Raw genomic sequence first — 22,633 nt, forward strand, 5'->3', positions numbered from 1 at the left:
CTGCCGGGAGAAGCACGCGCTGATCGACGCGCCCAGAGTATGCAGGGCGATCGCACAAGACATCAGGGCGTTGGCGTGGTGTTCCGTATCCGTCATGGTCGGGCATAGCCGTCCGAAGGATGACGTCGCTTCCGCTCGCCTGTATCCCGGCCATCCACCTGTTTTCCCGCTGCGGCCGCCAAGACGTGGATGCCCGGGCCGAGCCCGGGCATGACGGGGTGAGGGGGCGGGCGATCAAAGCCCCCTTGCCAAGCCGTCCCGGACCTATTTATGATCATAAAATGGATAAATCGGCTTTACCCTCCCTCGACCCCTCCCGGCGCGCCTCGATCAAGCGCAAGCGCTCGGACGCCGTCGCCGACCTGATCCGCAGCCACATCTTCCAGGCCGGGTTGCAGCCCAACGACCGGCTGCCGCAGGAGGGTGAGCTGATCGAGATGTTCGGCTGCAGCCGCTCGACCATCCGCGAGGCGCTCAAGTCGCTCGAGGTGCAGGGGCTGGTGCAGAACACCACCGGGCCCGGCGGCGGCGCACGGGTGGCGCCGGTGTCGATCAACCGGATCGTCGGCCTGCTCAGCAACTACTTCTATTTCCAGTCGATCAACGCCGCGCAGATCTACCAGATCCGCCGTCTGATCGAGCCGGAGCTCGCCTCCAGCGTGGTCGGCCACCTCACCGCGGAGCATTTCGCCGCGCTGGAAAAGGCGATCGCGGTTCAGGAGCATCATCCCGGCGGCATCGCGGACTGGGAGCACCACCGCCATGCCGAGATCGATTTCCACGACATCCTGATCGAGGCCTGTCCCAACCCTCTGCTCGGCCTGATGTGCCGGTTCGTCAACGAGGCGATCCGCCATCTGATCAGCAAGCTCGGTGCGCAGGAATTCGCATCGAGCTTCACCTGCGAGAACATCGAGTTTCACAAGCGCCTGATGGCCGCGTTCCGCTCCGGCAACGCCGCGCGCGCAAGGCGCGTGATGCTCGACCATGTGCTGAGCGCCGAGGCGGTGGTCGTCCCCGCGGAAGACCGGCGCATGGATCAACCAGTCTTTTATGAGCCCTTGCGGCTCGACTGAACCAACCATCAAGAAACAAGCGGAGGAACGACACGTGACGAACGCACCCATTTGGCAATGGTCCGCCGTGGAGACGGCTGCGGCGATCAGGAACGGCGAGGCGACCTCGGAGCAGGTCGTCCGCGCTCACCTCGACCGCATGCACGAGGCCAACTCGGCGCTCAACGCCGTCGTCGTCGATCTCGGTGCTGCGGCGCTGCAGGCGGCGAAGGCCGCGGATGAGGCGCTGGCTATCAGCAAGCGTCAGGGTAACGCCGTCGGACCGCTGCACGGCGTGCCGGTTACGATCAAGATCAACATCGACGTCGAGGGACAGGCCAATTCGAACGGCGTTGTCGCCTTCAAGGACAACATCGCGCCGGGCGATTCGCCGGTGACGGCCAATCTCAGGAAGGCCGGCGCCGTGATCATCGGTCTGACCAACACGCCGGAATTCTCGCTGCGCGGCTTCACCGACAATCCGCTGCACGGCCTGACGCGCAATCCCTGGAACGCGGATGTGACCTGCGGCGGATCCTCGGGCGGCGCCGGCGCCTCGATCGCCGCCGGCATCGGCACCATCGCGCATGGCAACGACATCGGCGGCTCGTTGCGCTGGCCGGCGCATTGCAACGGCATCGCCACCATCAAGCCGACCCAGGGCCGCATTCCGGCGTTCAATCCGAGCGCGACCGCGGAGCGGCCGCTGATGGCGCAGTTCATGTCGTCGCAGGGACCCCTCGCGCGCCATGTCGCCGACGTCCGTCTCGGCCTCGAGGTGATGGCACAGCGCGATCCGCGCGATCCCTGGTTCGTGCCGGCGCCGCTGACGGGGCCGAGGCCCGCGGTGCCGGTCAAGGTCGCGCTCGCAAAAATCCCTGAGGACATGGCGACCGATCGCGGCGTGATCGCGCTTCAGCGCAAGGCGGCCGATCATCTGGCTGACGCCGGCTATGCGGTCAGCGAGGTCGAGGTCCCCGACCTCAACAAGGTCTGGCAGCTCTGGTGCGACCTGATCATGACCGAGGTCCGCGTGTTGCAGCAGGACCAGATGCTGGCGACCACCAGCGCCGACTTCCAGAAGTCGTTCCGCGGCTTCATCGCGATGGCCAGCCCGCTCGACCAGGCCGGCTACATGAAGGCGATCGCCGAACGCTCGCGCCACATCAGGAACTGGATGACGTTCCTCGAACAATATCCGCTGGTGCTGATGCCGACCACGGTGCGCAAGACGCCTGAGGTCAATGCCGATCTCGGAGGCGATCAGCGTGTCAAGGACTTGTTCTGGAACGACCTCCGCTTCATTTCATCGATGAACGTGCTCGGTCTGCCGGCCGCCGTGGTGCCGGTCGGCCTGCACGAGGGATTGCCGGTCGGCGTCCAGATCGTCGGCTCGCGCTATCGCGAGGACATGTGTCTCGATGCCGCCGAGGCGATCGAGCGCAAGGCCGGGATTCTGACACGGCAATTGTGGGAGCGGCGCTGATCGCTCCTCAATCTCTCCGCATGAATGGACTCTGCGGTCGACGCTATCGCGTCGCTTCCAAGTGATGGTGAGGTGAGCACGCCTCTCGGGCTCCCTCCCCACGCAACCGGGGTCTACCCCGGTTGCGCATGATTGATTTACGCAAGTCGGGCAAGCCCGACTTGCGTTGGGGGAGGGTTGGGGAGAGGGGTGGCCCCGGGAGTGATGCAAGAGATCAGCATCGTTGCATCAACGCCGCGCGGGCGCGGGGAAGCGATGTCCCTCCATTAACAACGGAGCAAGTGGCACCCCTCTCCCTAACCCTCTCCCGCAAGGGGAGAGGGAACCCTTCCGCTGGTGTCTCCCTCACACGCCAATCACTGAGTTGCCCGACGGGCAACTCAGCAAAAACCTGTCAATACTCGTGAATAAAAATATTTCGCTTTATCAGAAATTTACTTCAGTGTATGGTTCGCCCGTCTCACCCGATACGGGGGCGCTTCGCGGTCGTCACGAACGCGGTGTGGGATGCGGTGGACGCGGAGCGTGTGACTGACGAGAGCACGCGAAGCGGACGGTGAAGTCGTGTGGTCCTGACGCCCTAGCGGCAGGTGTCTCGTCGCAACACGCGAAGGCGTGATGCGGGGGCGGTGACAAGCAAGCCCAGTCTCGCCGGGGAGAGCACGAAGTAAGCCGTAGCCCATCGCGCAGGGAAAGCCGGATTGCTCCGGTTACACCTGTGGTCCTACCCCCGTGCTTTCTACCTTTTGCACGGGACCCATGGGTGCGATCGGCACCCGGCTTTCCCTGCGCCCTCTGTTCAAGGAGAGGGCGGAACGAGAAGCAAAGCTCGGGCAATCATGTCGCGAGAATGCGGATGTTTGACTCACAGGCTGTGTCACACATTCACCGTCGTCCCGGCGAAGGCCGGGACCCATAACCACCGATGCTGCTTGTCGCGCAACGCTGGTACGACGAGTACCGTTCACAACATCCGCCGCGGCGTATGGGTCGCGGCCTGCGCCGGGACGACGCCTGGGAAGGAGCCGGGCTCCCATTCTCCCCGGTGCAGGCCTGTGAAAGCGGGCGATCCAGTACGCCGGGGCCTCTCGGCTCAAGCACAGGTGTCTCTGGAATACTGGATCACCCGCTTTCGCGGGTGATGACACCGTGTTGTTTGACATCCATAATCGAGAGTATTCTCCATTGCGCGACACACTCAGTGTCGTCCTTGCGAAAGCCAGGATCCATTACCCCAAATCTCAATTGCTGCGCGACGCCGGTGCCGCGATCCCGCTCATCATTGAAGGCGGTGGTTATGGGTCCTGGCTTTCGCCAGGATGACAGCGGTGATGACATCGCGCTGTTCCCGAGTATCCTCCATCGCTCGACGTTATCGTGACGACCGCATCCACCTCACATCCAGAGGCAACATGACCAGCACCATCGAGGCTCCCGACAGCGGCTACCGTTTCATGCCCGGCGTCAGTCAATATTCCTGCGGCATCGGCGCGCTGCCGGGTTTTGCGATCGAGCGCGTCAGGTTCTCGGAGCCGGTGCCGTTGAGCGCGGGCTTTGACAGGATCGCAGACATCCTCAAGTCCGCGGGCCGTCCGCTCACCGCATTCGGTGCCTGCGAACTGCGCTCGCCGGCGCCGTTCACCGAGGACGGGTTCAAGGCCTTCAACGAAATCTACATCAAGACCCTGATCGAATGGGGCGTGATGCGCGACGGCGTCAATCCGGTGGCGCGCAGCAATGTCTGTCCGAAGCTCGATCCGCCCGGCGAGCCGTCGTTCCACGCCTTCTGCTACACGGTGCCGGCTGCGAAGGACGCGCCGTCGAGCTTCGTCGTGGCCGGCAGCGGCGAGTCGGTCGAGGGCAAGGCCAATTATCGCGACCACACCATCGCCCTCGGCGACACCAGTCCGGCCGGCATCCTGGCGAAGGCGAAATTCGTGGCTAACGAGATGGAACGCCGGATGAGCGCGTTCGGCGGCGCCTGGCAGGACACCACCGCCGTGCAACTCTATACCGTCCACGACGCCTATCCGGTGCTCGAAAGCGAGCTCGGCCGCCGCGGCGTGCTGCGCAACGGCTTAACCTGGCATTTCGACCGGCCGCCGGTGATTGGGCTTGACTTTGAAATGGATTGCCGGCGCGTGCATCGCGAGCGCGTGGTGTGATGCATCGATCACCTGCTGCATCAAAAGCGCGTGTGGGTGCATGGCGAAGCGTGTGGCTTTCCTTGACACGGATCGCGTCAACCGTTTCCCTTCGCCATCGAAATCAGCGGCTGGGTGAACGCGGGTGCAGAACGAATCTGTGATCAGGCGGCGGGATCTGCTCGCGCTGATCGGCACCATCGCCGGCAGTTCGGCGATGTATCACGCGATGACGAGCCTCGGCTTCGCGTCCGAGTCCGCCTACAAGGGGCCGCTCAAGCTCGCGGGCGATGTGAAGGGCGCCTCGGTGCTGATCCTCGGTGCCGGGCTTGCCGGCATGACGGCGGCGCTGGAACTGCGCAAGGCCGGCTACAAGGTCCAGATACTCGAATTCAACAACCGCCCCGGCGGCCGCAACTGGTCGATCCGCGGCGGCGACAGCTTTACCGAGCTCGGCGGCTTCAAGCAGACCTGCCAGTTCGAGCAGGGGCTCTATCTCAATCCCGGCCCGTGGCGAATTCCCTATCATCATCGTGCGCTGCTCGATTACTGCCGCCGGCTCAACGTGACGCTGGAACCCTTCCTTCAGCTCAACCACAACGCCTATCTGCACGCGACGCGCGCATTCGACGGCAAGCCGCAGCGCTTCCGCAGCATCAAGGCGGATTTCCAGGGCCAGGTGTCGGAGCTGCTTGCGAAAGTCACCCAGCAGGGCAGGCTCGACGAGATCGTCACCAAGGAAGATCAGGAGATATTGCTGCAGGCGATGCGCGACTGGGGCGCGCTGGACCGTGACTACAAGTACAATGCCAACCTGGTCTCGGCCGAGTTCCGCGGCTATACGCGCGATCCCGGCGGCGGCCTGATGGAGGATCCGCTGCCGAGCGACCCGATCTCGCTGCAGGAGCTGTTGCGGTCGCGGATGTGGCGCTATCTGCAGAGCTATGCGCGCTACGATTTCCAGACCACCATGTTCCAGCCGGTCGGCGGCATGGACATGATCGGCAAGGCGTTCGCGCGCGAGGTCGGCGATCTCATCCGCTACAACGCCAAGGTCACGCAGATCCAGCAGAACGGCTCCGGCGTCACCGTGAGCTATGTCGATACAGCCAGTCCTTCCACGGTGCAGCAGGCGACCGCCGACTGGTGCATCTGCACCATCCCGCTGCCGATCCTGAGCCAGCTGCCGCTCGATGTCAGCGGGCCGATGAAGAACGCGATCGATTCGGTGCCCTATGCCGCCTCGGTGAAGATCGGGTTGCAGTTCAAGCGGCGGTTCTGGGAGGAGGATGAGGCGATCTATGGCGGCATCAGCTACACCGACCTGCCGATCCGGCAGATCGGCTATCCGAATTATGGCTTCAACCGCGGCGGACGCGGTGTCCTGCTCGGCGGCTACATGTATGGAGGCGCCAATTCCTTCGAGTTCACCGCGATGACGCCGGCCGAGCGCGTCGCGAGTGCCGTCGAGTTCGGCGCCAAGATCCACCCGCAGTACAAAAGCGAATTCGAGAACGGCGTCGCGGTGGCCTGGCATCGTGTGCCGTTCACGCTCGGCTGTGCCGGCGAATGGACCGACGCCGGGCGCGCGCAGCATTACCGCAATCTCTGCCAGATCGACGGCCGCATCGCGCTGGCGGGTGAGCACGCCTCGCAACTGCCGGCCTGGCAGGAAGGCGCGATCCTGTCCGCGCTCGACGCCATCAGCCGATTGCACGAACGCGTGGTGAAGACGTGATGATGCGTACCAGCATATCGGCGGTTGCCGCGTTGACGCTGCTGTCCGCCACCGTGGCGGTGGGGCAGGATAACGCCACGGGCAAGCGCACCTTCTCCTCGGGCTACCGTTTCGTGGAGATGACCGGCGAGGAGCTGTTCGGCAATGTCTGCCAGGGCTGCCACATGCCGGATGCCACAGGCGCAAGCGGCGCCGGCACTTATCCGGCACTCGCCAGCAACAAGAATCTCGAATCCGCCAGCTATCCGATCTTCCTTGTCGTCAATGGCCGCCGCGGCATGCCGGGGTTCGGCGACATGATGACCGATGGTCAGGTCGCCGCCGTTGTGAATTATCTGCGGACGCACTTCGGCAACACCTATCAGGACGCGGTGACGGCCAAGGATGTCCAGGACGCCCGCCCTAACAAATAATTCGGGGAGAGTTTGATGAAAGTCACAGGTATCCTGTTGGGCGCCGCGCTGTTGGCGGCGGCGAGCGCTGCCTCGGCTGACGTGATCAGGCATCCGATTCCCAATTCGACGTTCCCGATCGCGCAGGCGGTCACCGTCACCGGCAACACCACGACCGTCTATGTCAGCGGCCAGGTGCCGCCGGTCGCCAACAAGGATGCCGATCCGTCGAGCCCGCAGGCCTATGGCGATACCAAGACCCAGACCGTCGGCGTGCTCAATCGCATCAAGAGCATCCTGGAGGGCCAGGGGCTTGGCTTGGGCGACGTCGTCAAGATGCAGGTGTTCTTGGTGCACAACGCGTCAGCGCCGATGGACTTCAAGGCCTTCATGGAGGGCTACACCCAGTTCTTCGGCGGCAGCCAGCCCAACCTGCCGGCGCGCTCGGTGGTCGGCGTCGCCGCGCTCGCCAATCCCGGCTTCCTGGTCGAGATCGAGGTGATCGCGGCCAAGGATGCCAAATAAGGACTTCAAATGGCGTGCGCGAAACTCCGGAGCATGCGCGCGGAAATTGAAGGGCTCGCCGTCTTGCCAAAGCGCGTGTCGCCTGTCTGAATTCGCTCCTGAGACGATGGAATTCTGGGAGAGCACGATGTCGCACAAGGCCCGAAACATGGTTCGATCGCTGCAGCTCGCAGCAGCACTTGGTCCCGTCCTCCTGCTCGCAACCGGCGTCGCGGCGCAGGGGCTGACCGAGCAGCAGCAGTTTGCCCGCGGCATCTATCAGGAACTGGTCGAGATCAACACCACCACCGCGACCGGCGATACCCAGAAGGCGGCGGAGGCGATGGGCGCGCGGCTCCGCGCGGCGGGCTTCTCTGAGGCCGACGTGCACGTGTTCTCGCCGGCGCCGCACAAGGGCAATCTGGTGGCGCGGCTGCCAGGCTCCGGCGCGCGCAAGCCGATCCTCCTGGTTGCCCATCTCGACGTCGTCCCCGCCCTCCGTGAGGACTGGACGGTCGATCCGTTCAAGCTGACCGAGCAGGACGGCTATTTCTATGGCCGCGGCTCCAGCGACGACAAGTTCATGGCGTCGGCCTTCATCACCAACCTGATCCGCTACAAGAAGGAGGGCTACAAGCCCGACCGCGACATCATCGTCGCGCTCGAGACCGACGAGGAGATCCTCGATGCCAACGGCCTCGGCATGCAGTGGCTGATCAAGAACCACCGTAACCTGATCGACGCCGAATTCGCGCTCAACGAAGGCGGCGGCGTCGGCCTCAAGAATGGCAAGGCGATCCGCAACAGCGTACAGACCAGCGAGAAGGTTTCGGTCGGCTACCGGCTCACGGTGAAGGATCGCGGCGGCCACTCATCGCTGCCGCGCAAGGACAACGCGATCTACCACCTCGCCGAGGGCCTCGTCCGGCTCTCCAATTACAGCTTCCCGATGAATCTCAACGAGACCACGCGGGCCTATTTTGCAAAGACCGCCGAAGCAGACAAGTCGCATGCCGACGATATCAAGGCGATCCTGGCCTCGCAGCCCGACCTGGCGGCGCTGGCGCGATTGTCGGAAAATCCCGGGTATAATGCGCAGCTTCGCACCACCTGCGTCGCGACCATGCTCGAGGGCGGCCACGCCATCAACGCGCTGCCGCAGCTTGCGACCGCCAAGGTGAACTGCCGGATCCTGCCCGGCGAGCCGGTCGACGGCGTCCAGGCGACGATCGAGCGCGTGCTCGCCGACAAGCAGATCGAGGTGACCCCGACCGGCAAGGCCGTGCTGAGCCCACCGTCGCCGCTGAACGAGGAGGTGATGGGATCGATCGAGAAGCTGTCGAAGGAGTTCTGGCCGAATGCCGAAATCGTCCCTACCATGAGCACCGGCGCGACCGACGGCAGCTATCTGCGCAATGCGGGGATTCCGACCTATGGTCATTCCGGGCTCGGCGCCGATGTCGATGATAACCGGAACCATGGCAAGGACGAGCGCGTGCTGGTCAAGTCGTTCTACGAGGGCGAGGAGTATCTCTATCGTCTGGTCAAGATGCTCGCCGGCGGAAAATGATGGCTGACGGCAAGACAAGGCTGCGGGTGGCGGTCGCCGGCCTCGGCGCGATCGGCACTGACGTCGTCAAGGCGCTCGATCAGGGTATCGAGGGCCTGACCTTGGTTGCGGTGTCGGCGAACAGTCCGGACAAGCACCGCGGCTGGGTCGCGGAGCTCAACTCTGCGCCGAAGCTGGTGCCGATCGACGGGCTCGCCGATGTCGCCGACATCGTGGTCGAGTGCGCGCCGAGCAAGCTGGTGCGCTCGATCGTGACGCCGGTGGTAGCGCGCGGCAAGACCGCGGTCGTGCTCAGCGTCGGCGCGCTGTTGCAGAATGAGGACCTCGTCGATCTCGCCCGGGCCCATGGCGGCCAGATCATCGTGCCGACCGGCGCGCTGATCGGGCTCGATGCGGTGACTGCGGCGGCGATCGGGACCATTCATTCGGCCAGGCTGGTGACGCGGAAGCCGGTCGCGGGGCTCGTCGGCGCGCCGCATCTGGTCGAGAACAACATTCAGATCGAAGGCATCACCGAGCCGCTGCGCATCTTCGAGGGCAGCGCGCGTGACGCCGCAAAGGGCTTTCCGGCCAATCTCAACGTCGCCGTGGCATTGTCGCTGGCCGGCATCGGGCCCGACCGCACAAGGGTAGAAATCTGGGCTGACCCGACGGTGACGCGCAACACCCATCGCATCGACGTCGATTCCGACTCGGCGCGGTTCTCGATGATGATCGAGAATATCCCCTCGGAGAACCCGAAGACCGGCCGCATCACCGCGCTGTCGGTGATCGCCTGCCTGCGCAAGCTGCGCGCGTCATTGCGGATCGGGACGTGATGAAGATTTTGCCCGACGATCTCTTCCTGATCATCGACGTGCAGAGCGATTTCTGCCCGGGCGGCGCGCTCGCGGTCGCCGACGGCGACGCCGTCGTGCCGGTGGTCAACCGGCTCGCCAGCCGCTTTGACCATGTCGTGCTGACCCAGGACTGGCACCCGGCGGGCCACAGCTCGTTTGCGACCTCGCACCTGGGCGCGGCACCGTTTTCCTCGATCGCCATGCCCTATGGGCCGCAGACGCTGTGGCCGGATCATTGCATCCAGGGCACCGCGGGCGCCCGGTTTCACCCCGACCTCGCAACCGACCGCGCCGAGCTCGTGATCCGCAAGGGCTTCCGCGGCGCGATCGATTCCTATTCGGCGTTCTTCGAGAACGACCGGACAACGCCGACCGGGCTCGCGGGCTATCTGCGCGAGCGCGACCTCAAGCGCGTCGTGATGGCCGGGCTCGCCACGGATTTCTGCGTGCAGTATTCGGCGCTCGACGCGCGGCGGCTCGGCTTCGAGACGGCGGTCGTGCTGTCGGGCTGCCGTGCCATCGACCTCGGCGGTTCGCTTGCCGCCGCCACCGCAGCGATGCGCGAGGCCGGCGTCACGCTTGTCGAGGAGATTGCCTGAGCGCGGCCGGCTAAGGGCGAAAACCGTTGTTTTGACTGGCCTTTTGTTCTAATCCCCAGCCGTTGATGTTGACGCGCAGCGGAGATTTCGTGTCGGGACAGGTTTTGCGGATAGGGACGCGCAAGAGCGCGATGGCGCTCGCGCAAACGGACGAGGTCGCGCGGCTGCTGCGCGCCTCGGCGCCCGACCTTGCCGTCGAGATCGTCAAGTTCGAGACCCGCGGCGACCAGGACCAGACCAGCAAGCTGCTGCGTCACGGCGGCAAGGGCGGCGCCTTCGTCGCCGAGATCCGCGAAGCGATGCGATCAGGCACGCTGCAGGCCGCGATGCATTCGCTGAAGGACGTGCCAGGCAATGAGGAGACGCCGGGTCTCGTCCTTGCCGCGATGCTGGCGCGTGATGCCGCCAATGACAGCCTCGTGCTGCGTCCCGGCCTGTCGCTGGATGCGTTTCGCGCCTCGCGCGGCAAGGGCTTCATGATCGGCACCAACGCCGTGCGCCGCGCCGCCTATCTGCGCCGGCTGTTTCCGGAAGCGACCGTGATCCATTATCGCGGCGCCGCCGACACGCGGGTGGCCAAGCTCGATCGCGGCGCCAAGCAGCGGCTGCCCGATGGCGGCGAGGTGGGGCCGGCGGACGCGCTGGTGATGGCGCGCTCCGGTCTCGAGCGCATCGGCATGACCGCGCGCATCGCGCATGATTTCTCGGTCGATGAGATGCTCCCCGCGGTCGGCCAGGGTATCGTCGCGGTCGAATGCGTCGAGACCGACTGGGCGACGCGTGCGCGGCTCGGGCGGATCGACAACGCGCCGTCGCGGCTCGCTGCCGAGGCCGAGCGCGAGGTGCTCTGGGTGCTCAACGGCCATTGCAATTCGCCGATCGCCGGCCACGCCACGCTTGCGGGAGCTGAGATGACGCTGCGCGCCTCGGTGCTCGACGAGGCCGGCGCCGGCTTCATCGAGGTGACGCGGCGCGGACCCGCGGACCGCCCGCGCGAACTCGGCCGCGCCGTCGGCATGGAGCTGCTCGCGAAGGGCGCCGCCGAGATCATCGCCCGCACCCGGGTCGAGGAATAGCGCCGCCGTTACGCCCGCAGCGGCCAGCTGCCGATGATGCGGAAGCGGGATGCGGCATCGGTCTGCTTGAACAGCGCGATGCGGTCGACTGCAAGTCTCGTGACCTCGATCGCCGCGAACCGCTCGCGGAGCCGCGCCACGATCGGGCCGCGCCGCTCGTCGCTCAGCCGCCCGGTCAACGTCATGTGGAAGCGGAATTCCTCCATGACGTAGGGATAGCCCCAGCGGTCGAGATAGTCGCGCTGCCGCTCCGTGAGCCGTTCGGGCTTGCGCCGCGCGCGATCGTCCGGCGTCAGCGACGCGCGGAAGGCGTCGAATTCGGTGACGCAATCGGCGGCGAGCTGCTGGAGTTCGTCGGAGCGCTTCGCCGGGATCACGGCGATGAAGTCGCTGATGGCATCGACAACAGGCTCGATCACCGGAATGCGCCGCGCGCGGCCGGCAAAGGCGGCGCAGGCGTCGACAAGCTCGGCCTCGCTCCTGCCGTCGGCAAGCGCAGTCGGCGCCTTCAGCGTGGCGTGAAAGCCGTATTTGCGTGGGTCCTCCGTGACCTCGCGCCAATCGGGCGCGACGCCATCGGGAAACGGCAGCTCGGCGTCCGACACGGCGTCATAGCCGAGCAGCGTCGACCCGAAGCGGTGCAGGGCGCTGTCGGGGGACGGCGCATAGTAGATCGCGTAGCGCGGAGTGGGGGCCATGGCAGCAGAATAGAGCCTGACTATGCCGCCGCAACCGTCTTGCGCGGCGCGAGCGTGTGAACGAGGCAGCTCGCATCCGCCAGATGCACCAGCCGTCCGGCTGATATCACGGCGACGATGCGCGGCCGCAGCGGCACCTTGTCGTCGACGATGACGATGTCGGCGCGGCGGCCTGCGGCCAGTATGCCGCGATCGGCGAGCCCTGCGGCGCGCGCCGGCGCCGACGAGATCAGGTCCCACGCCCTGGCGAGCGGCAGGATGCCGTCGGCGGCGAGGCGGAACGCTGCGAGCAGCTGCGCCGGATAATAATAGTCCGACGCCAGCACCGAGCAGAGGCCCTTGGCGATCATGTCAGACGCCTTGGTCCAGCCGGTGTGGCTGCCGCCGCGCACCACATTCGGCGCGCCGAACACGATGAAGTCATCAGCATCAGCGGCATCGCGCGCGGTCTCCTCGTTGACGGGGAATTCGGCAATGGCCGCGCCCAGCGCGCGAAACTCCCGACGCATCGCCGGGCTGTTGTCGTCATGCGAAAGCATACGGACATCAGCCGCGCGTGCTGCGGCAGCCAGTCGCGCGATCGAGGCCGGCACCTCTGGACGGCGCGCGACGACCCGGTCGATCAGCTCGTTGAAGGCCTCGAGCGAAAGCCCGGCGCGTTCGGCCGACTGGTTGCGCTTCTTCGGCTTGACGTTGCTGTGGTCGTTGAAGGCGAACAGGTCGATGCGGCCTTCTGTGAGCCATTGAATGATCTCGGGCTCGGCGTCGAGATTGTGGGTCTCATGACGCAGATGGAAGCGCGTATCGGCGGCGAGAAGCGGCCGCAGCGCCTCGATCGCATCGAGCAGCTTGCGCGCATTCTCCGCGCTGCGCAGGCCGGGCTCCCACGACCAGGTCGTGCCATGGAACACGGTGGTGATGCCGTTGGCGATCGCCTGCCGGTCGCTGTCGACAAGCGCGACGTCGGTCGGGAAGTCGACGTCCGGGCGCGGCATCATCTGCCGCTCGAACGCATCGCCGTGCAGATCGATGATGCCAGGCAGCACCAGGAACCCGCCGGCATTGATGTGGAGGGCGGCGCGGCCTTGTTCGGCGTCAAGCGCGCCGATATCGCGGCCCGCGGTCCGCAGCGAGGTCTCGACCAATGCGCCGTCAACCAGCGTGCGTCCGCCCTCGATGAAAATGTCCGTCACGATGCGGCACTCCGTTGTTTGGCCTGTGATTGGGATACGGCCTCGGCCTCATACTTGTCGAGGAATTCCTCCACCGCGAGCTTGCGAAAGTCGGGCAGGACACGGCGAAGCCTCTCGTGATCCCAGTCCCACCACGCCAGCGCAACGAGACGATCCGCGACCGCTTCGGAGAAGCGCCGCTTGACCGGCCGCGCCGGATTACCGGCAACGATGGTATAGGCGGGTACATCCTTGGTCACGATCGCGCCGGCGGCAATCACGGCGCCGGTTCCGATGTTGCGGCCCGGCAGCAGGATCGCGCCGTGACCGATCCAGACGTCATGGCCGATATGCACGTGATGCGCACGTCGCCAGTTGAAGAAGTCGGTGTCGTCGCTCTCGCCGGGAAAATAAGCGCTGGCGCGGTAGGTGAAATGCGCCTGCGTCGCGCGATGCATCGGGTGGTTGCCGGGATTGATCCGGGTCATCGCCGCGATCGAGCAGAATTTTCCGATCGAAGTGTAGGTGATCTGGCTGTCGTTCACGACGTAGGAATAGTCGTCCACGCTGACTTCAAGCAGGATCGTGCGCGCACCGACCTCGGTATATTTGCCGAGCTTGCTCTCGCGGACCGACGCAGTCGGGTCGACGGTCGGCACAACCGAGAGTGTTTTTCCGGCCATCAGGCCTCCGTAATTCTTGTAAATCTCTGGCTTCCGGGAGATGCGCGCTCGTCATCAGGATGCTTGATGACAACATCATGACGTCACGATGACGGCAAGAGAGCGGTGTGGACGATCGCCGCACCGCAACGTCACGTCACATAACTGTTAAACACCGGGGATAGCGATGGCCCAACACGGCGCGGTTGGAGCATTACATGCTGGTGGTGGAAGGTTTGACGTGCCGGTTCGGCACAAAAGCCGCAGTCGACAACGCATCCTTCTCGATCGCGCCGGGCAGCTTTGTCGGTGTGATCGGCCGCTCCGGTGCCGGCAAGTCGACCCTGTTGCGGATGATCAATCGTCTCGCCGATCCGACCTCCGGCCGCATCCTGTTCGAAGGAACCGACGTGACTGCATTGCGCGGCAAGGCGCTGCGGCAGTGGCGGGCGCGCTCGGCGATGATCTTCCAGCAGTTCAACCTTGTCGGCCGTCTCGACGTGCTGACCAACGTGCTGATGGGCCGGCTGGCCCAGATCCCGTCCTGGCGTTCGTTGGCGCAAGCCTGGCCGGAGCAGGACAGGGCGCTCGCGATGTCCGCGCTCGATCAGTTCGACATCGCCCAGCTCGCGGCGCAGCGCGCCGACCAGCTCTCCGGCGGCCAGCAGCAGCGCGTCGCGATCGCCCGCGCGCTGGTGCAGGAGCCCGACATCATCCTCGCCGACGAGCCGATCGCCTCGCTCGATCCGCGCAACACCAAGATCGTGATGGATGCGTTGCTGCGCATCAACAAGCATTTCGGCATCACGGTGCTCTGCAATCTGCACTCGCTCGACCTGGCGCGGACCTATTGCGATCGCCTGGTCGGCATGGCGGCGGGGCGCGTGGTGTTCGACGGCGCCCCGGCGGCGCTGACCGATCATATCGCCCGCGAGCTCTACGACCTCGAGGCCAACGACGTCATGGGCGGCGCGCCAATGCCCGCGCCCGACGGCGCGTCCGTTCCGGCACTCGGCACCGCAGCCGCGGCTTGAGCGTCGCGCGTTTTCCGATCTGAATGGCCGAGCATTTTGCCCGGCCAACAGGTGCAACCATAATAAAGAGGGGTAGTCATGTTCACTCGTCGCATCATTCTGGCCGGCGTCGCCGCGCTGGCGCTCTCCGGTTCCGCATCCGCGCAGGACTGGAAGGCAAAATATCCGGAGCTCACCTTCGCGGTGGTGCCGGCGGAAAACGCCTCCGGCGTCACCGAGCGCTGGACACCGTTCGTGGCATATCTGTCGAAGGAGCTCGGCGTGAAAGTCACGCTGCGCATCGCCAATGACTACGCCGCCGTCATCGAAGGTCAGCGCGCCGGCAACATCCAGATCGCCAGCTACGGCTCGGCCTCGTTCGCGCGCGCCCGCCTGACCGGCGTCAAGACCGACGCGTTCGCCAACGACATCAACGCCGACGGTTCGACCGGCTACTACTCGGTGTTCTTCGTCAAGGCCTCGAGCCCGTACAAGAGCGTCGACGACCTGAAGGGCAAGAACCTCGGCCTGGTCGATCCGAACTCGACCTCGGGCAACAACGTGCCGCGCTTCGAGCTAGACAAGATGGGCATCGCCGACGCTGACACCTATTTCGGCAAGGTCGTGTTCACCGGCAGCCACGAGAACGCCGTTCTGGCGCTGGCGCAGGGCACCGTCGACATGGCTGCCAACCAGTGGACCAGCGACGACGATTCGACGCTCGCGCAGATGCTGACCAAGGGCATGCTGAAGAACGCCGACGACTCGGCGATGAAGAAGGACGATTTCCGCATCATCCACAAGTCGGCGCCGATCATCAACGGACCCTATGCCTACAACGCCGATCTGCCCGAGGACCTGAAGGCCGCGATCGCGAAGGCCTTCTTCGAAGCCCCGACCAAGGACAAGGCCGCGTTCGACCGTCTCTCCGACGGCCAGAAGAAGGGCTTCCATCCCGCCACCACCAAGGACTGGGATGGCACGATCGAGCTGATCAAGTTCGTCGACGCTCTGCGCAAGAAGAAGGCGAGCTGATCGTTCACCTGACGTCACGAGGCCGGGCCTGACAGCCCGGCCTTTGTTCTCAACTCCGAACCGGACTGGCACGCGTCGATGGCGACCGCCGTATCCATTCTTCCGGCGCAGCAACTGGCAACGCTGGAAGAGGCCTACCGCAGGTCGGTCTCGCGCAAGCGGCTGAAGGTCGCGCTGGCGGCGGCAATATTCTGCGCGGCCTTGGTGATCGCCGCGTTCGGCGCGGAAGTGAACCTGCGCACGCTGTTCACCTATTTCGGCAACTTCGTCAGCTATTTCGACCGCATTCTGACGCTCGAATCGGGCGCGCGGGTGTGGACCGATTTTCCCGAATGGTTCTGGGGCTGGAAGAAATGGTTGAGGATGCTCGGCGAGACCGTGCTGATCAGCTATGTAGGCACGCTGACCGGCGCGGTGTTTGCCTTCGCTCTGAATTTCTTCGCGGCCCAGAACACCTCGCCGGCGCCGTGGCTGCGCTTTGCGGTGCGCCGGCTGCTTGAATTCGCCCGCACGGTGCCCGGCATCGTGTTCGCGCTGATCTTCGTGATCGCGTTCGGCCTCGGGCCGATGGCCGGCGTGCTGGCGATCGCGATCCACTCGACCGGTGCGCTGGGAAAACTGTTCGCCGAGATCGTCGAGAACGCCGACATGAAGCCGGTCGAGGGCATCCGCTCCACCGGCGCGAGCTGGCTGTCCTGCATGCGCTTTGCCGTCCTGCCGCAGGTGTCGGCGGGCTATGCCAGCTACGCGCTGCTGCGCTTCGAGATCAACGTCCGCGAAGCCTCGGTGATGGGTTTTGTCGGGGCCGGCGGCATCGGCCAGGAGCTCGTGGTCGCGATCCGCAAGTTCTACTATTCCGACGTCAGCGCCATCCTGGTCACCATCATCATCACCGTCTTCATCATCGACATCTCGACCGGCTGGCTGCGCGGCCGGCTGTTCGGCAAGGAGACCCGGCGATGAGCCAGCTGCCGAAGCCGGACACCGGCGCGCTGCGCGCCAAATATCCCGACGCATTCGACCGGCCCGCCGCGGCGCGGCTGGCGCTGCCGGCCATGATCGTGGCGGCGCTTGCGGTCTTTGTGTACGGCCTGGTCGATCTCGACTTCTCGCCGTCCAGGCTGATCGCGGGCCTGAGCCAGCTCGGCTGGATCACCATGCTGATGATCCCGCCGAATCCCGGCGCGTCATTCCCGCTCTACATGCAGGCGCTCGGCGAAACGCTGTCGATCGCGCTGCTCGGCACCACGCTTGCGGCGTTGCTGGCGCTGCCGGTCAGCCTGCTGGCGGCGCGCAACATCATCCCCTCGAACCTGATCCGCTTTCCGGTACGCCGCTTCCTCGATTCGATCCGCGGCGTCGACACCCTGATCTGGGCGCTGGTCTGGATCAACGTCGTCGGCCTCGGGCCGTTCGCCGGCGTGCTCGCGATCATGGTGTCGGACTTCGGCGCGTTCGGAAAACTGTTCTCCGAGGCGATCGAGGCGGCCGACCGCAAGCAGGTCGAGGGCATCCGTGCCTCCGGCGGCAATACGCTGCATGAAATCCGCTTCGGCCTGCTGCCGCAGGTGTTGCCCGTGATCGCAGGCCAGGTGCTCTATTTCATCGAGTCGAACACGCGTTCGGCCACCATCATCGGCATCGTCGGCGCCGGCGGCATCGGCCTGCAACTCGCCGAGCAGATCCGCGTGCTGGAATGGCAGAAGGTGTCGTTCCTGATCCTGATGATCCTGATCGCAGTCGCGGCGATCGACTTCATCTCGAGCAAGCTGCGCTTTGCGATTATCGGTCAGCGCGCTGTGGTGTAGTTTCTTCTTCGCCTCTCCCCGCGGCGCGGGGAGAGGTCGGAATTTTCGCGCAGCGCAAATTCGGGTGAGGGGGACTCTCTGCGCACTCCAAGCTTTCGAATTTGCGGAGATAGCCCCTCACCCCGACCCTCTCCCCGAGGGAGCAGAGAGATCAGCCGTTCTCGACCAGAAACTCCACGCGCTCGGCGGCGAAGCGCGAGCGTTTGGTCACCAGCGGCTGGTCCAGCATGTCGACGTCGGTTGCGTCGACCACCAGCACCGGCCGTCCCAGCGGCAGATCGAGACGTGCAGCATCGGTGGCATCGGCGATTGCTGCGGTGATTCGGGTCGAGGCGCGATGGTAATCCCTGACGCCGTAATGCCCGAGCAGCTTGGTCATCGAGCGGACGTTGGCGAACACGTCGCCGGCATCGGGAAACCGCTCGGCCGACAGCCATGTGGTGGAAACGCAGATCGGCGTCCGGTCGGCGAGGCGCACCGACTCGATTCGGATCAGCGGCGCGCCGATCTTCAGGCCGAGCTCGCGCGCGATCTCGCGGTTGGCGATATCCTCGCCGGCCTCGATCATCTGGCCGCGCGGCTCGTGGCCGCCGGCGCCGACGATCTCCGAAAACCTTGTGCGTGACCGCAGGGGATAGGCGAGGCGTTGGGCCTCGACATAGGTGCCGCTGCCGCGCTCGGCGCGCACCAGGCCGCGCTCGGCCAACGCGGCGAGCGCCCGCCGCACGGTGTGGCGATTGACCCGGTAAGTCTCGGCGATCTCCATCTCGCCCGGCAGCTTTTCGCCCGCGGCAAAGCGGCCGTCAGCGATGCCGCGCTCGATGCCGTCGGCGACCTGCCGCCATAAGGCGACGCCGGAACTTTCCTGCATGCTCATGGCGCGGTGATACCAGAAATCGTCGGTTTGTCACGAAACAGTCATGGCGCTCGGCTATCAAGTTGTCTATTATTATAGACAACTTGACATAGGCAAGGTTGCCCATGAGTTCGACCGGACCAAACAGCAAACAGGCCCAGCGTAAGGCCGCGATGACGGTGCTGGCGCATTCCGCCGCTTCCGACATCGCAGGCCGGCTCGCCGCGATTGTGGTGCCCGCGCATGAGAACCTGCGCGAGCCGGAGAACGGCCTTGTGATGCTGCGCGGGCGGATCGGCGGCGACGGCGCACCGTTCAATCTCGGCGAGGCGACGGTGTCGCGCGCGGCGGTGCGGCTTGCGAGCGGCGAGGTCGGCTTCGGCTACACGCTCGGCCGCGATGCGCAGAAGGCGCAGATGATCGCGCTGTGCGACGCCATGGTGCAGTCGGCGGAGTTGTCCGGCGAAGTCGAGGCGAAGGTGATCGCGCCGCTGCGTGTGGTCATGAACGCCGAACGCTCCCGCAAGGCCGCCGAGACCGCGGCGACGCGGGTCGATTTCTACACGATGGTGCGCGGTGAGGGGTGATGCAATGACGACGATTGCCGAAATGCCCGCAGGTTTTGCCGACAAGGTGCTGTCGGCGCAATCAACCTTCCGTTCCGTGATGGAGGCGATGGCGCGTCCGGGCAGCGTGCAGCGCGTCGCCGCGAGCGCAGGCGCGCCCGCCGGTATGATGCGCGGCGCGGCCGCGATCGCGCTGACGCTGTTCGATCACGACACGCCGATCTGGCTCGATGCCGCGATGTCGGCGACGCCGGATGTCGCCCGCTGGCTGAAGTTTCACGCCAGCGCGCCGGTGGTCGGGGATTCCTCGATCGCGAGCTTCGCGCTGATCGGCGATCCCGCGAATCTGCCGGCGCTCGAGCGTTTCGCGTTCGGCAGCAACGAATATCCGGATCGTTCGACCACGCTGATCCTGCAGGTCGACAGCCTGACACAGGGCCCGGCCTTCGAGCTGAAGGGGCCCGGCATCGACGGCAGCGCGCTGCTGCAGGCGATGATCAAGCCGCGCGATCTGTTCGAGCGGCTGTCGATCAACGAGGTCCTGTTCCCGCGCGGCATCGATGTCGTGCTGGTCCATGAAGATGCCATTGTCGCGATCCCGCGCACCACGCGGCTGATCGCAAGCGGAGTGTGAGCGATGTATGTAGCGGTCAAGGGAGGCGAGCGCGCCATCGAGAACGCCCATCGCCTGCTCGCGCATGAGCGGCGCGGCGATCGCGACGTGCCCGAGGTGACGCTGGCGCAGATATCCGAACAGCTCGCGCTCGGTGTCGATCGGGTGATGACCGAGGGTTCGCTTTACGACCGCGAGCTCGCGGCGCTGGCGATCAAGCAGGCGCGCGGCGACATGATCGAGGCGATCTTCCTGGTCCGTGCGTTCCGCGCCACGCTGCCGCGCTTCGGTGCCACCGAGCCGGTCAACACCGGCGAGATGCAGGTGCGGCGGCGCATCTCCTCGACCTTCAAGGACGTTCCGGGCGGCCAGATCCTCGGCCCGACCTTCGACTACACCCACCGCCTGCTCGATCCGCAACTCGCGGAAGGCTTTGTGCCGGAGCAGCCGGCGACGTCGGAAGCCTCGCAGGCGGCAACGCCGCGGGTCACCGACATTCTCGGCCGCGACGGCCTGATCGAGCTCTCGCCGCAGGCCGAGGCCGACGCGCCGGTCGGCGACCTCACGCGCGAGCCGCTGAGCTTTCCGGCCGATCGCGATCTGCGGCTGCAGAATCTTGCGCGCGGCGACGAGGGCTTTCTGCTCGCGCTCGGCTACTCGACGCAGCGCGGTTACGGCCGCAACCATCCCTTCGCCGGCGAGATCCGGTTCGGCGAGGTCGAGGTCGAATTCTCAGCCGAGGACGTCGGCTTCGCGGTGCCGCTGGGTTCGATCGAGCTGACCGAGTGCCAGATGGTCAACCAGTTCAAGGGCTCGACGACCGAGGCGCCGTGCTTTACCCGCGGCTACGGCCTCGCCTTCGGCCAGAGCGAGCGCAAGACCATGTCGATGGCGCTGGTCGACCGCGCGCTGCGCGCGCGCGAGCACGGCGAGGAAGCCGCCGCACCGGCGCAGGACGAGGAGTTCGTGATGTCGCACTCCGACAATGTGCAGTCGACCGGCTTCGTCGAGCATCTCAAGCTGCCGCATTATGTCGACTTCCAGTCCGAGCTCGGCCTGTTGCGCAAGCTTCGGCAGGAGTTCGCCGAGGCCAACCGGGCAGTCGAACTGCAGGAGGCCGCGGAATGAACGCGCCGACATACAACTTCGCCTATCTCGACGAGCAGACCAAGCGGATGATCCGCCGCGCGATCCTGAAGGCGATCGCGATCCCCGGCTATCAGGTGCCGTTTGCCAGCCGCGAGATGCCGATGCCGTATGGCTGGGGCACCGGCGGCGTGCAGGTGACGGCGGCGATCCTCGGCCCCGACGACGTGCTGAAGGTGATCGATCAGGGCTCGGACGACACCACCAACGCGATCTCGATCCGCAAATTCTTCGGCAAGACCGCGGGCGTTGCGACCACGACGTCGACGACGGATGCGACCGTGATCCAGACCCGGCATCGCATTCCCGAAGCGCCGCTGCACGCCGGGCAGGTGCTGGTCTATCAGGTGCCGATCCCGGAGCCGCTGCGCTTCCTCGAGCCGCGCGAGACCGAGACGCGGCGGATGCACGCGCTCGCCGAATACGGGCTGATGCATGTCAAGCTGTACGAGGACATCGCGCGCTTCGGCCACATCGCGACCGCCTACGCCTATCCGGTGAAGGTGAATGCGCGCTATGTGATGGACCCTTCGCCGACCCCGAAATTCGACAATCCGAAGATGAACAATTGCGCGGCACTGCAGCTGTTCGGTGCCGGCCGCGAGAAGCGCATCTACGCGATCCCGCCCTACACCACGGTGGTCTCGCTGGATTTCGAGGATCACCCGTTCACGCGCTACCGCTTCAATGCGCCCTGCGCGCTGTGCGGCGCCGACTCCTCCTATCTCGACGAGATCGTCACCGACGACAAGGGCGGGCGGATGTTCGTCTGCTCCGACACCGACTTCTGCGAGCAGCGCCAGGCGGCCGGCCATCACGGCACCGAGAGCGCGGCGCCCCACAAGGAGAAGGTGCATGTCTGAGCTCTCAAGCCTCGACACCGACCAGCTGATGCTGGTTGCCGAGGGGCTCGGCAAAAATTATGGCCGGCTTCCGGCCTGCCGCGATGTCTCGTTCGCGCTCTATCCCGGCGAAGTGCTGGCGATCGTCGGCGAATCCGGCTCGGGCAAGTCGACGCTGCTGCAGCTGCTCTCGGCGCAGCTTGCGCCCAGCGCGGGGCGGGTGTCCTACCGGATGCGCGACGGCGTGCTGCGCGATCTCGCCGAACTCGGCGAGGCGGAGCGGCGCTTCCTGTTCCGCACCGACTGGGGCTTTGTGCATCAGGACCCGGCGCAGGGATTGCGCATGGGGGTCTCGGCCGGCGCCAATGTCGGCGAGCGGCTGATGGCGGTCGGCTGGAATCACTACGGCCGAATCCGCGGCACCGCCTCGACCTGGCTGGAGCGGGTCGAGATCGATGTCGGCCGCATCGACGATGCGCCAAAGACCTATTCGGGCGGCATGCGGCAGCGGCTGCAGATAGCGCGCAACCTGGTCACTGAGCCGCGGTTGGTGTTCATGGATGAGCCGACTGGCGGCCTCGACGTCTCGGTGCAGGCGCGCCTGCTCGATTTGATGCGCAATCTGGTCAGCGAGTTGGGCTTGGCCGCCATCGTCGTGACCCACGATCTCGCGGTCGCACGGTTGTTGTCGCATCGCGTGATGGTGATGAAGGGCGGTCGCGTCATCGAGACCGGCCTCACCGACCAGGTGCTCGACGATCCCCGCGAGCCGTACACGCAGCTGCTCGTTTCCTCGATTCTCCCGCCATGAGCTTGCCA

Annotated in this window: 24 protein-coding genes; 19 read left to right on the plus strand and 5 right to left on the minus strand. The window is 65.5% G+C overall.

Annotated features, from left to right (window positions below):
* Window positions 1-281: 281 nt before the first annotated feature.
* Together G6P99_RS12470 and G6P99_RS12475 are read left to right on the plus strand one after the other, a co-directional pair.
* Complete coding sequence (locus G6P99_RS12470) at window positions 282-1,076, plus strand: FadR/GntR family transcriptional regulator (protein WP_051346305.1); 795 nt, start codon at window positions 282-284, stop codon at window positions 1,074-1,076.
* Entirely contained in the window at window positions 1,054-2,541 is a 1,488-nt protein-coding gene (locus G6P99_RS12475) for an amidase family protein (protein ID WP_051346303.1), read from the plus strand. The genes G6P99_RS12470 and G6P99_RS12475 overlap by 23 nt, the downstream gene beginning before the upstream one ends.
* Window positions 2,542-3,663: 1,122 nt before the next feature.
* On the opposite strand, the gene G6P99_RS12480 is transcribed toward G6P99_RS12475, so the two are convergent.
* Window positions 3,664-3,879, minus strand: coding sequence for a hypothetical protein (locus G6P99_RS12480; RefSeq protein WP_156928627.1), 216 nt, complete (start codon window positions 3,877-3,879; stop codon window positions 3,664-3,666).
* A 74-nt stretch (window positions 3,880-3,953) separates the two neighbouring features.
* On the opposite strand from G6P99_RS12480, the gene cnbZ reads away from it, so the two are divergent.
* From cnbZ to hemC, 8 genes are all read left to right on the plus strand, one after another.
* A complete protein-coding gene (gene cnbZ, locus G6P99_RS12485; RefSeq protein WP_029081446.1) occupies window positions 3,954-4,706 on the plus strand; it encodes a 2-amino-5-chloromuconate deaminase CnbZ in 753 nt (250 codons plus the stop codon).
* Between the two features lie 124 nt (window positions 4,707-4,830).
* Window positions 4,831-6,423: an NAD(P)/FAD-dependent oxidoreductase gene (locus tag G6P99_RS12490; RefSeq protein WP_035976926.1), complete on the plus strand. Its 1,593-nt coding sequence runs from the start codon at window positions 4,831-4,833 to the stop codon at window positions 6,421-6,423.
* A 2-nt stretch (window positions 6,424-6,425) separates the two neighbouring features.
* Window positions 6,426-6,836 carry a c-type cytochrome gene (locus G6P99_RS12495; RefSeq protein ID WP_245284696.1) on the plus strand — a complete coding sequence of 137 codons (411 nt, stop codon included), beginning with the start codon at window positions 6,426-6,428 and terminating at the stop codon, window positions 6,834-6,836.
* A gap of 15 nt (window positions 6,837-6,851) precedes the next feature.
* On the plus strand, window positions 6,852-7,340 hold the full coding sequence (locus tag G6P99_RS12500; RefSeq protein WP_029081443.1) for a Rid family hydrolase: 489 nt from the start codon (window positions 6,852-6,854) through the stop codon (window positions 7,338-7,340).
* 127 nt (window positions 7,341-7,467) lie between these two features.
* On the plus strand, window positions 7,468-8,889 hold the full coding sequence (locus G6P99_RS12505; protein WP_165128291.1) for a M20/M25/M40 family metallo-hydrolase: 1,422 nt from the start codon (window positions 7,468-7,470) through the stop codon (window positions 8,887-8,889).
* Window positions 8,889-9,707 carry an aspartate dehydrogenase gene (locus G6P99_RS12510; RefSeq protein ID WP_165129343.1) on the plus strand — a complete coding sequence of 273 codons (819 nt, stop codon included), beginning with the start codon at window positions 8,889-8,891 and terminating at the stop codon, window positions 9,705-9,707. The genes G6P99_RS12505 and G6P99_RS12510 overlap by 1 nt, the downstream gene beginning before the upstream one ends.
* The gene (gene pncA / locus G6P99_RS12515) at window positions 9,707-10,327 is read left to right on the plus strand and encodes a bifunctional nicotinamidase/pyrazinamidase (RefSeq protein ID WP_029081441.1); all 621 of its coding nucleotides are present in this window, start codon (window positions 9,707-9,709) and stop codon (window positions 10,325-10,327) included. The genes G6P99_RS12510 and pncA overlap by 1 nt, the downstream gene beginning before the upstream one ends.
* Before the next feature lie 65 nt (window positions 10,328-10,392).
* The gene (hemC, locus tag G6P99_RS12520) at window positions 10,393-11,403 is read left to right on the plus strand and encodes a hydroxymethylbilane synthase (protein ID WP_051346301.1); all 1,011 of its coding nucleotides are present in this window, start codon (window positions 10,393-10,395) and stop codon (window positions 11,401-11,403) included.
* Window positions 11,404-11,411: 8 nt separating this feature from the next.
* Here the strand turns inward: hemC and G6P99_RS12525 are convergent, their stop codons facing one another.
* From G6P99_RS12525 to G6P99_RS12535, 3 genes are read right to left on the minus strand one after another with little or no spacing between them, the layout of a single operon-like run.
* Entirely contained in the window at window positions 11,412-12,101 is a 690-nt protein-coding gene (locus G6P99_RS12525; protein WP_165128293.1) for a DUF1045 domain-containing protein, read from the minus strand.
* 20 nt (window positions 12,102-12,121) lie between these two features.
* The gene (locus tag G6P99_RS12530) at window positions 12,122-13,294 is read right to left on the minus strand and encodes an alpha-D-ribose 1-methylphosphonate 5-triphosphate diphosphatase (protein WP_165128295.1); all 1,173 of its coding nucleotides are present in this window, start codon (window positions 13,292-13,294) and stop codon (window positions 12,122-12,124) included.
* Window positions 13,291-13,956 (minus strand): chloramphenicol acetyltransferase, encoded by a 666-nt coding sequence (locus G6P99_RS12535; RefSeq protein ID WP_029081437.1) that lies wholly within the window; start codon window positions 13,954-13,956, stop codon window positions 13,291-13,293. The genes G6P99_RS12530 and G6P99_RS12535 overlap by 4 nt, the downstream gene beginning before the upstream one ends.
* Before the next feature lie 197 nt (window positions 13,957-14,153).
* Between G6P99_RS12535 and phnC the strand changes: the two genes are divergently transcribed.
* From phnC to phnE (G6P99_RS12555), 4 genes are all read left to right on the plus strand, one after another.
* Entirely contained in the window at window positions 14,154-14,969 is an 816-nt protein-coding gene (gene phnC / locus G6P99_RS12540; RefSeq protein ID WP_029081436.1) for a phosphonate ABC transporter ATP-binding protein, read from the plus strand.
* Between the two features lie 78 nt (window positions 14,970-15,047).
* On the plus strand, window positions 15,048-15,983 hold the full coding sequence (gene phnD / locus G6P99_RS12545; RefSeq protein WP_029081435.1) for a phosphonate ABC transporter substrate-binding protein: 936 nt from the start codon (window positions 15,048-15,050) through the stop codon (window positions 15,981-15,983).
* A 78-nt stretch (window positions 15,984-16,061) separates the two neighbouring features.
* Window positions 16,062-16,946 (plus strand): phosphonate ABC transporter, permease protein PhnE, encoded by an 885-nt coding sequence (gene phnE / locus G6P99_RS12550; RefSeq protein ID WP_165128297.1) that lies wholly within the window; start codon window positions 16,062-16,064, stop codon window positions 16,944-16,946.
* Complete coding sequence (gene phnE / locus G6P99_RS12555) at window positions 16,943-17,791, plus strand: phosphonate ABC transporter, permease protein PhnE (protein ID WP_029081434.1); 849 nt, start codon at window positions 16,943-16,945, stop codon at window positions 17,789-17,791. Before phnE (G6P99_RS12550) ends, phnE (G6P99_RS12555) begins: the two co-directional genes overlap by 4 nt.
* A gap of 151 nt (window positions 17,792-17,942) precedes the next feature.
* Here the strand turns inward: phnE (G6P99_RS12555) and phnF are convergent, their stop codons facing one another.
* Window positions 17,943-18,668, minus strand: a complete 726-nt coding sequence (phnF, locus tag G6P99_RS12560; protein WP_029081433.1) for a phosphonate metabolism transcriptional regulator PhnF — start codon at window positions 18,666-18,668, stop codon at window positions 17,943-17,945.
* A gap of 104 nt (window positions 18,669-18,772) precedes the next feature.
* On the opposite strand from phnF, the gene phnG reads away from it, so the two are divergent.
* Genes phnG through phnK form a run of 5 tightly spaced genes read left to right on the plus strand, consistent with a single transcriptional unit; the run spans window position 18,773 to window position 22,625 of the window.
* Complete coding sequence (gene phnG / locus G6P99_RS12565) at window positions 18,773-19,234, plus strand: phosphonate C-P lyase system protein PhnG (protein ID WP_029081432.1); 462 nt, start codon at window positions 18,773-18,775, stop codon at window positions 19,232-19,234.
* A gap of 4 nt (window positions 19,235-19,238) precedes the next feature.
* Window positions 19,239-19,847, plus strand: coding sequence for a phosphonate C-P lyase system protein PhnH (phnH, locus tag G6P99_RS12570; RefSeq protein WP_029081431.1), 609 nt, complete (start codon window positions 19,239-19,241; stop codon window positions 19,845-19,847).
* A gap of 3 nt (window positions 19,848-19,850) precedes the next feature.
* Window positions 19,851-20,954: a carbon-phosphorus lyase complex subunit PhnI gene (locus G6P99_RS12575; RefSeq protein ID WP_165128299.1), complete on the plus strand. Its 1,104-nt coding sequence runs from the start codon at window positions 19,851-19,853 to the stop codon at window positions 20,952-20,954.
* Complete coding sequence (locus tag G6P99_RS12580; protein ID WP_165128301.1) at window positions 20,951-21,835, plus strand: alpha-D-ribose 1-methylphosphonate 5-phosphate C-P-lyase PhnJ; 885 nt, start codon at window positions 20,951-20,953, stop codon at window positions 21,833-21,835. Before G6P99_RS12575 ends, G6P99_RS12580 begins: the two co-directional genes overlap by 4 nt.
* Window positions 21,828-22,625: a phosphonate C-P lyase system protein PhnK gene (phnK, locus tag G6P99_RS12585; RefSeq protein WP_029081428.1), complete on the plus strand. Its 798-nt coding sequence runs from the start codon at window positions 21,828-21,830 to the stop codon at window positions 22,623-22,625. The genes G6P99_RS12580 and phnK overlap by 8 nt, the downstream gene beginning before the upstream one ends.
* The last annotated feature ends 8 nt before the right edge of the window (window positions 22,626-22,633 follow it).

The sequence above is a fragment of the Bradyrhizobium sp. 6(2017) genome (assembly GCF_011058295.2).
Lineage (GTDB): Bacteria > Pseudomonadota > Alphaproteobacteria > Rhizobiales > Xanthobacteraceae > Bradyrhizobium > Bradyrhizobium septentrionale.

Bases quoted from the DNA above. Each gene is read 5' to 3' on its own strand.
- phnC (WP_029081436.1), top strand. From the start codon at position 14,154: ATGCTGGTGGTGGAAGGTTTGACGTGCCGGTTCGGCACAAAAGCCGCA.
- G6P99_RS12525 (WP_165128293.1), bottom strand. From the start codon at position 12,101: ATGGCCCCCACTCCGCGCTACGCGATCTACTATGCGCCGTCCCCCGAC.
- G6P99_RS12495 (WP_245284696.1), top strand. From the start codon at position 6,426: ATGCGTACCAGCATATCGGCGGTTGCCGCGTTGACGCTGCTGTCCGCC.
- G6P99_RS12580 (WP_165128301.1), top strand. From the start codon at position 20,951: ATGAACGCGCCGACATACAACTTCGCCTATCTCGACGAGCAGACCAAG.
- G6P99_RS12470 (WP_051346305.1), top strand. From the start codon at position 282: ATGGATAAATCGGCTTTACCCTCCCTCGACCCCTCCCGGCGCGCCTCG.
- hemC (WP_051346301.1), top strand. From the start codon at position 10,393: ATGTTGACGCGCAGCGGAGATTTCGTGTCGGGACAGGTTTTGCGGATA.
- pncA (WP_029081441.1), top strand. From the start codon at position 9,707: ATGAAGATTTTGCCCGACGATCTCTTCCTGATCATCGACGTGCAGAGC.
- phnE (WP_029081434.1), top strand. From the start codon at position 16,943: ATGAGCCAGCTGCCGAAGCCGGACACCGGCGCGCTGCGCGCCAAATAT.
- phnF (WP_029081433.1), bottom strand. From the start codon at position 18,668: ATGAGCATGCAGGAAAGTTCCGGCGTCGCCTTATGGCGGCAGGTCGCC.
- phnK (WP_029081428.1), top strand. From the start codon at position 21,828: ATGTCTGAGCTCTCAAGCCTCGACACCGACCAGCTGATGCTGGTTGCC.
- G6P99_RS12510 (WP_165129343.1), top strand. From the start codon at position 8,889: ATGGCTGACGGCAAGACAAGGCTGCGGGTGGCGGTCGCCGGCCTCGGC.
- G6P99_RS12500 (WP_029081443.1), top strand. From the start codon at position 6,852: ATGAAAGTCACAGGTATCCTGTTGGGCGCCGCGCTGTTGGCGGCGGCG.
- phnE (WP_165128297.1), top strand. From the start codon at position 16,062: ATGGCGACCGCCGTATCCATTCTTCCGGCGCAGCAACTGGCAACGCTG.
- G6P99_RS12475 (WP_051346303.1), top strand. From the start codon at position 1,054: ATGAGCCCTTGCGGCTCGACTGAACCAACCATCAAGAAACAAGCGGAG.
- phnG (WP_029081432.1), top strand. From the start codon at position 18,773: ATGAGTTCGACCGGACCAAACAGCAAACAGGCCCAGCGTAAGGCCGCG.
- phnD (WP_029081435.1), top strand. From the start codon at position 15,048: ATGTTCACTCGTCGCATCATTCTGGCCGGCGTCGCCGCGCTGGCGCTC.
- G6P99_RS12480 (WP_156928627.1), bottom strand. From the start codon at position 3,879: ATGTCATCACCGCTGTCATCCTGGCGAAAGCCAGGACCCATAACCACC.
- G6P99_RS12505 (WP_165128291.1), top strand. From the start codon at position 7,468: ATGTCGCACAAGGCCCGAAACATGGTTCGATCGCTGCAGCTCGCAGCA.
- G6P99_RS12535 (WP_029081437.1), bottom strand. From the start codon at position 13,956: ATGGCCGGAAAAACACTCTCGGTTGTGCCGACCGTCGACCCGACTGCG.
- cnbZ (WP_029081446.1), top strand. From the start codon at position 3,954: ATGACCAGCACCATCGAGGCTCCCGACAGCGGCTACCGTTTCATGCCC.
- G6P99_RS12575 (WP_165128299.1), top strand. From the start codon at position 19,851: ATGTATGTAGCGGTCAAGGGAGGCGAGCGCGCCATCGAGAACGCCCAT.
- phnH (WP_029081431.1), top strand. From the start codon at position 19,239: ATGACGACGATTGCCGAAATGCCCGCAGGTTTTGCCGACAAGGTGCTG.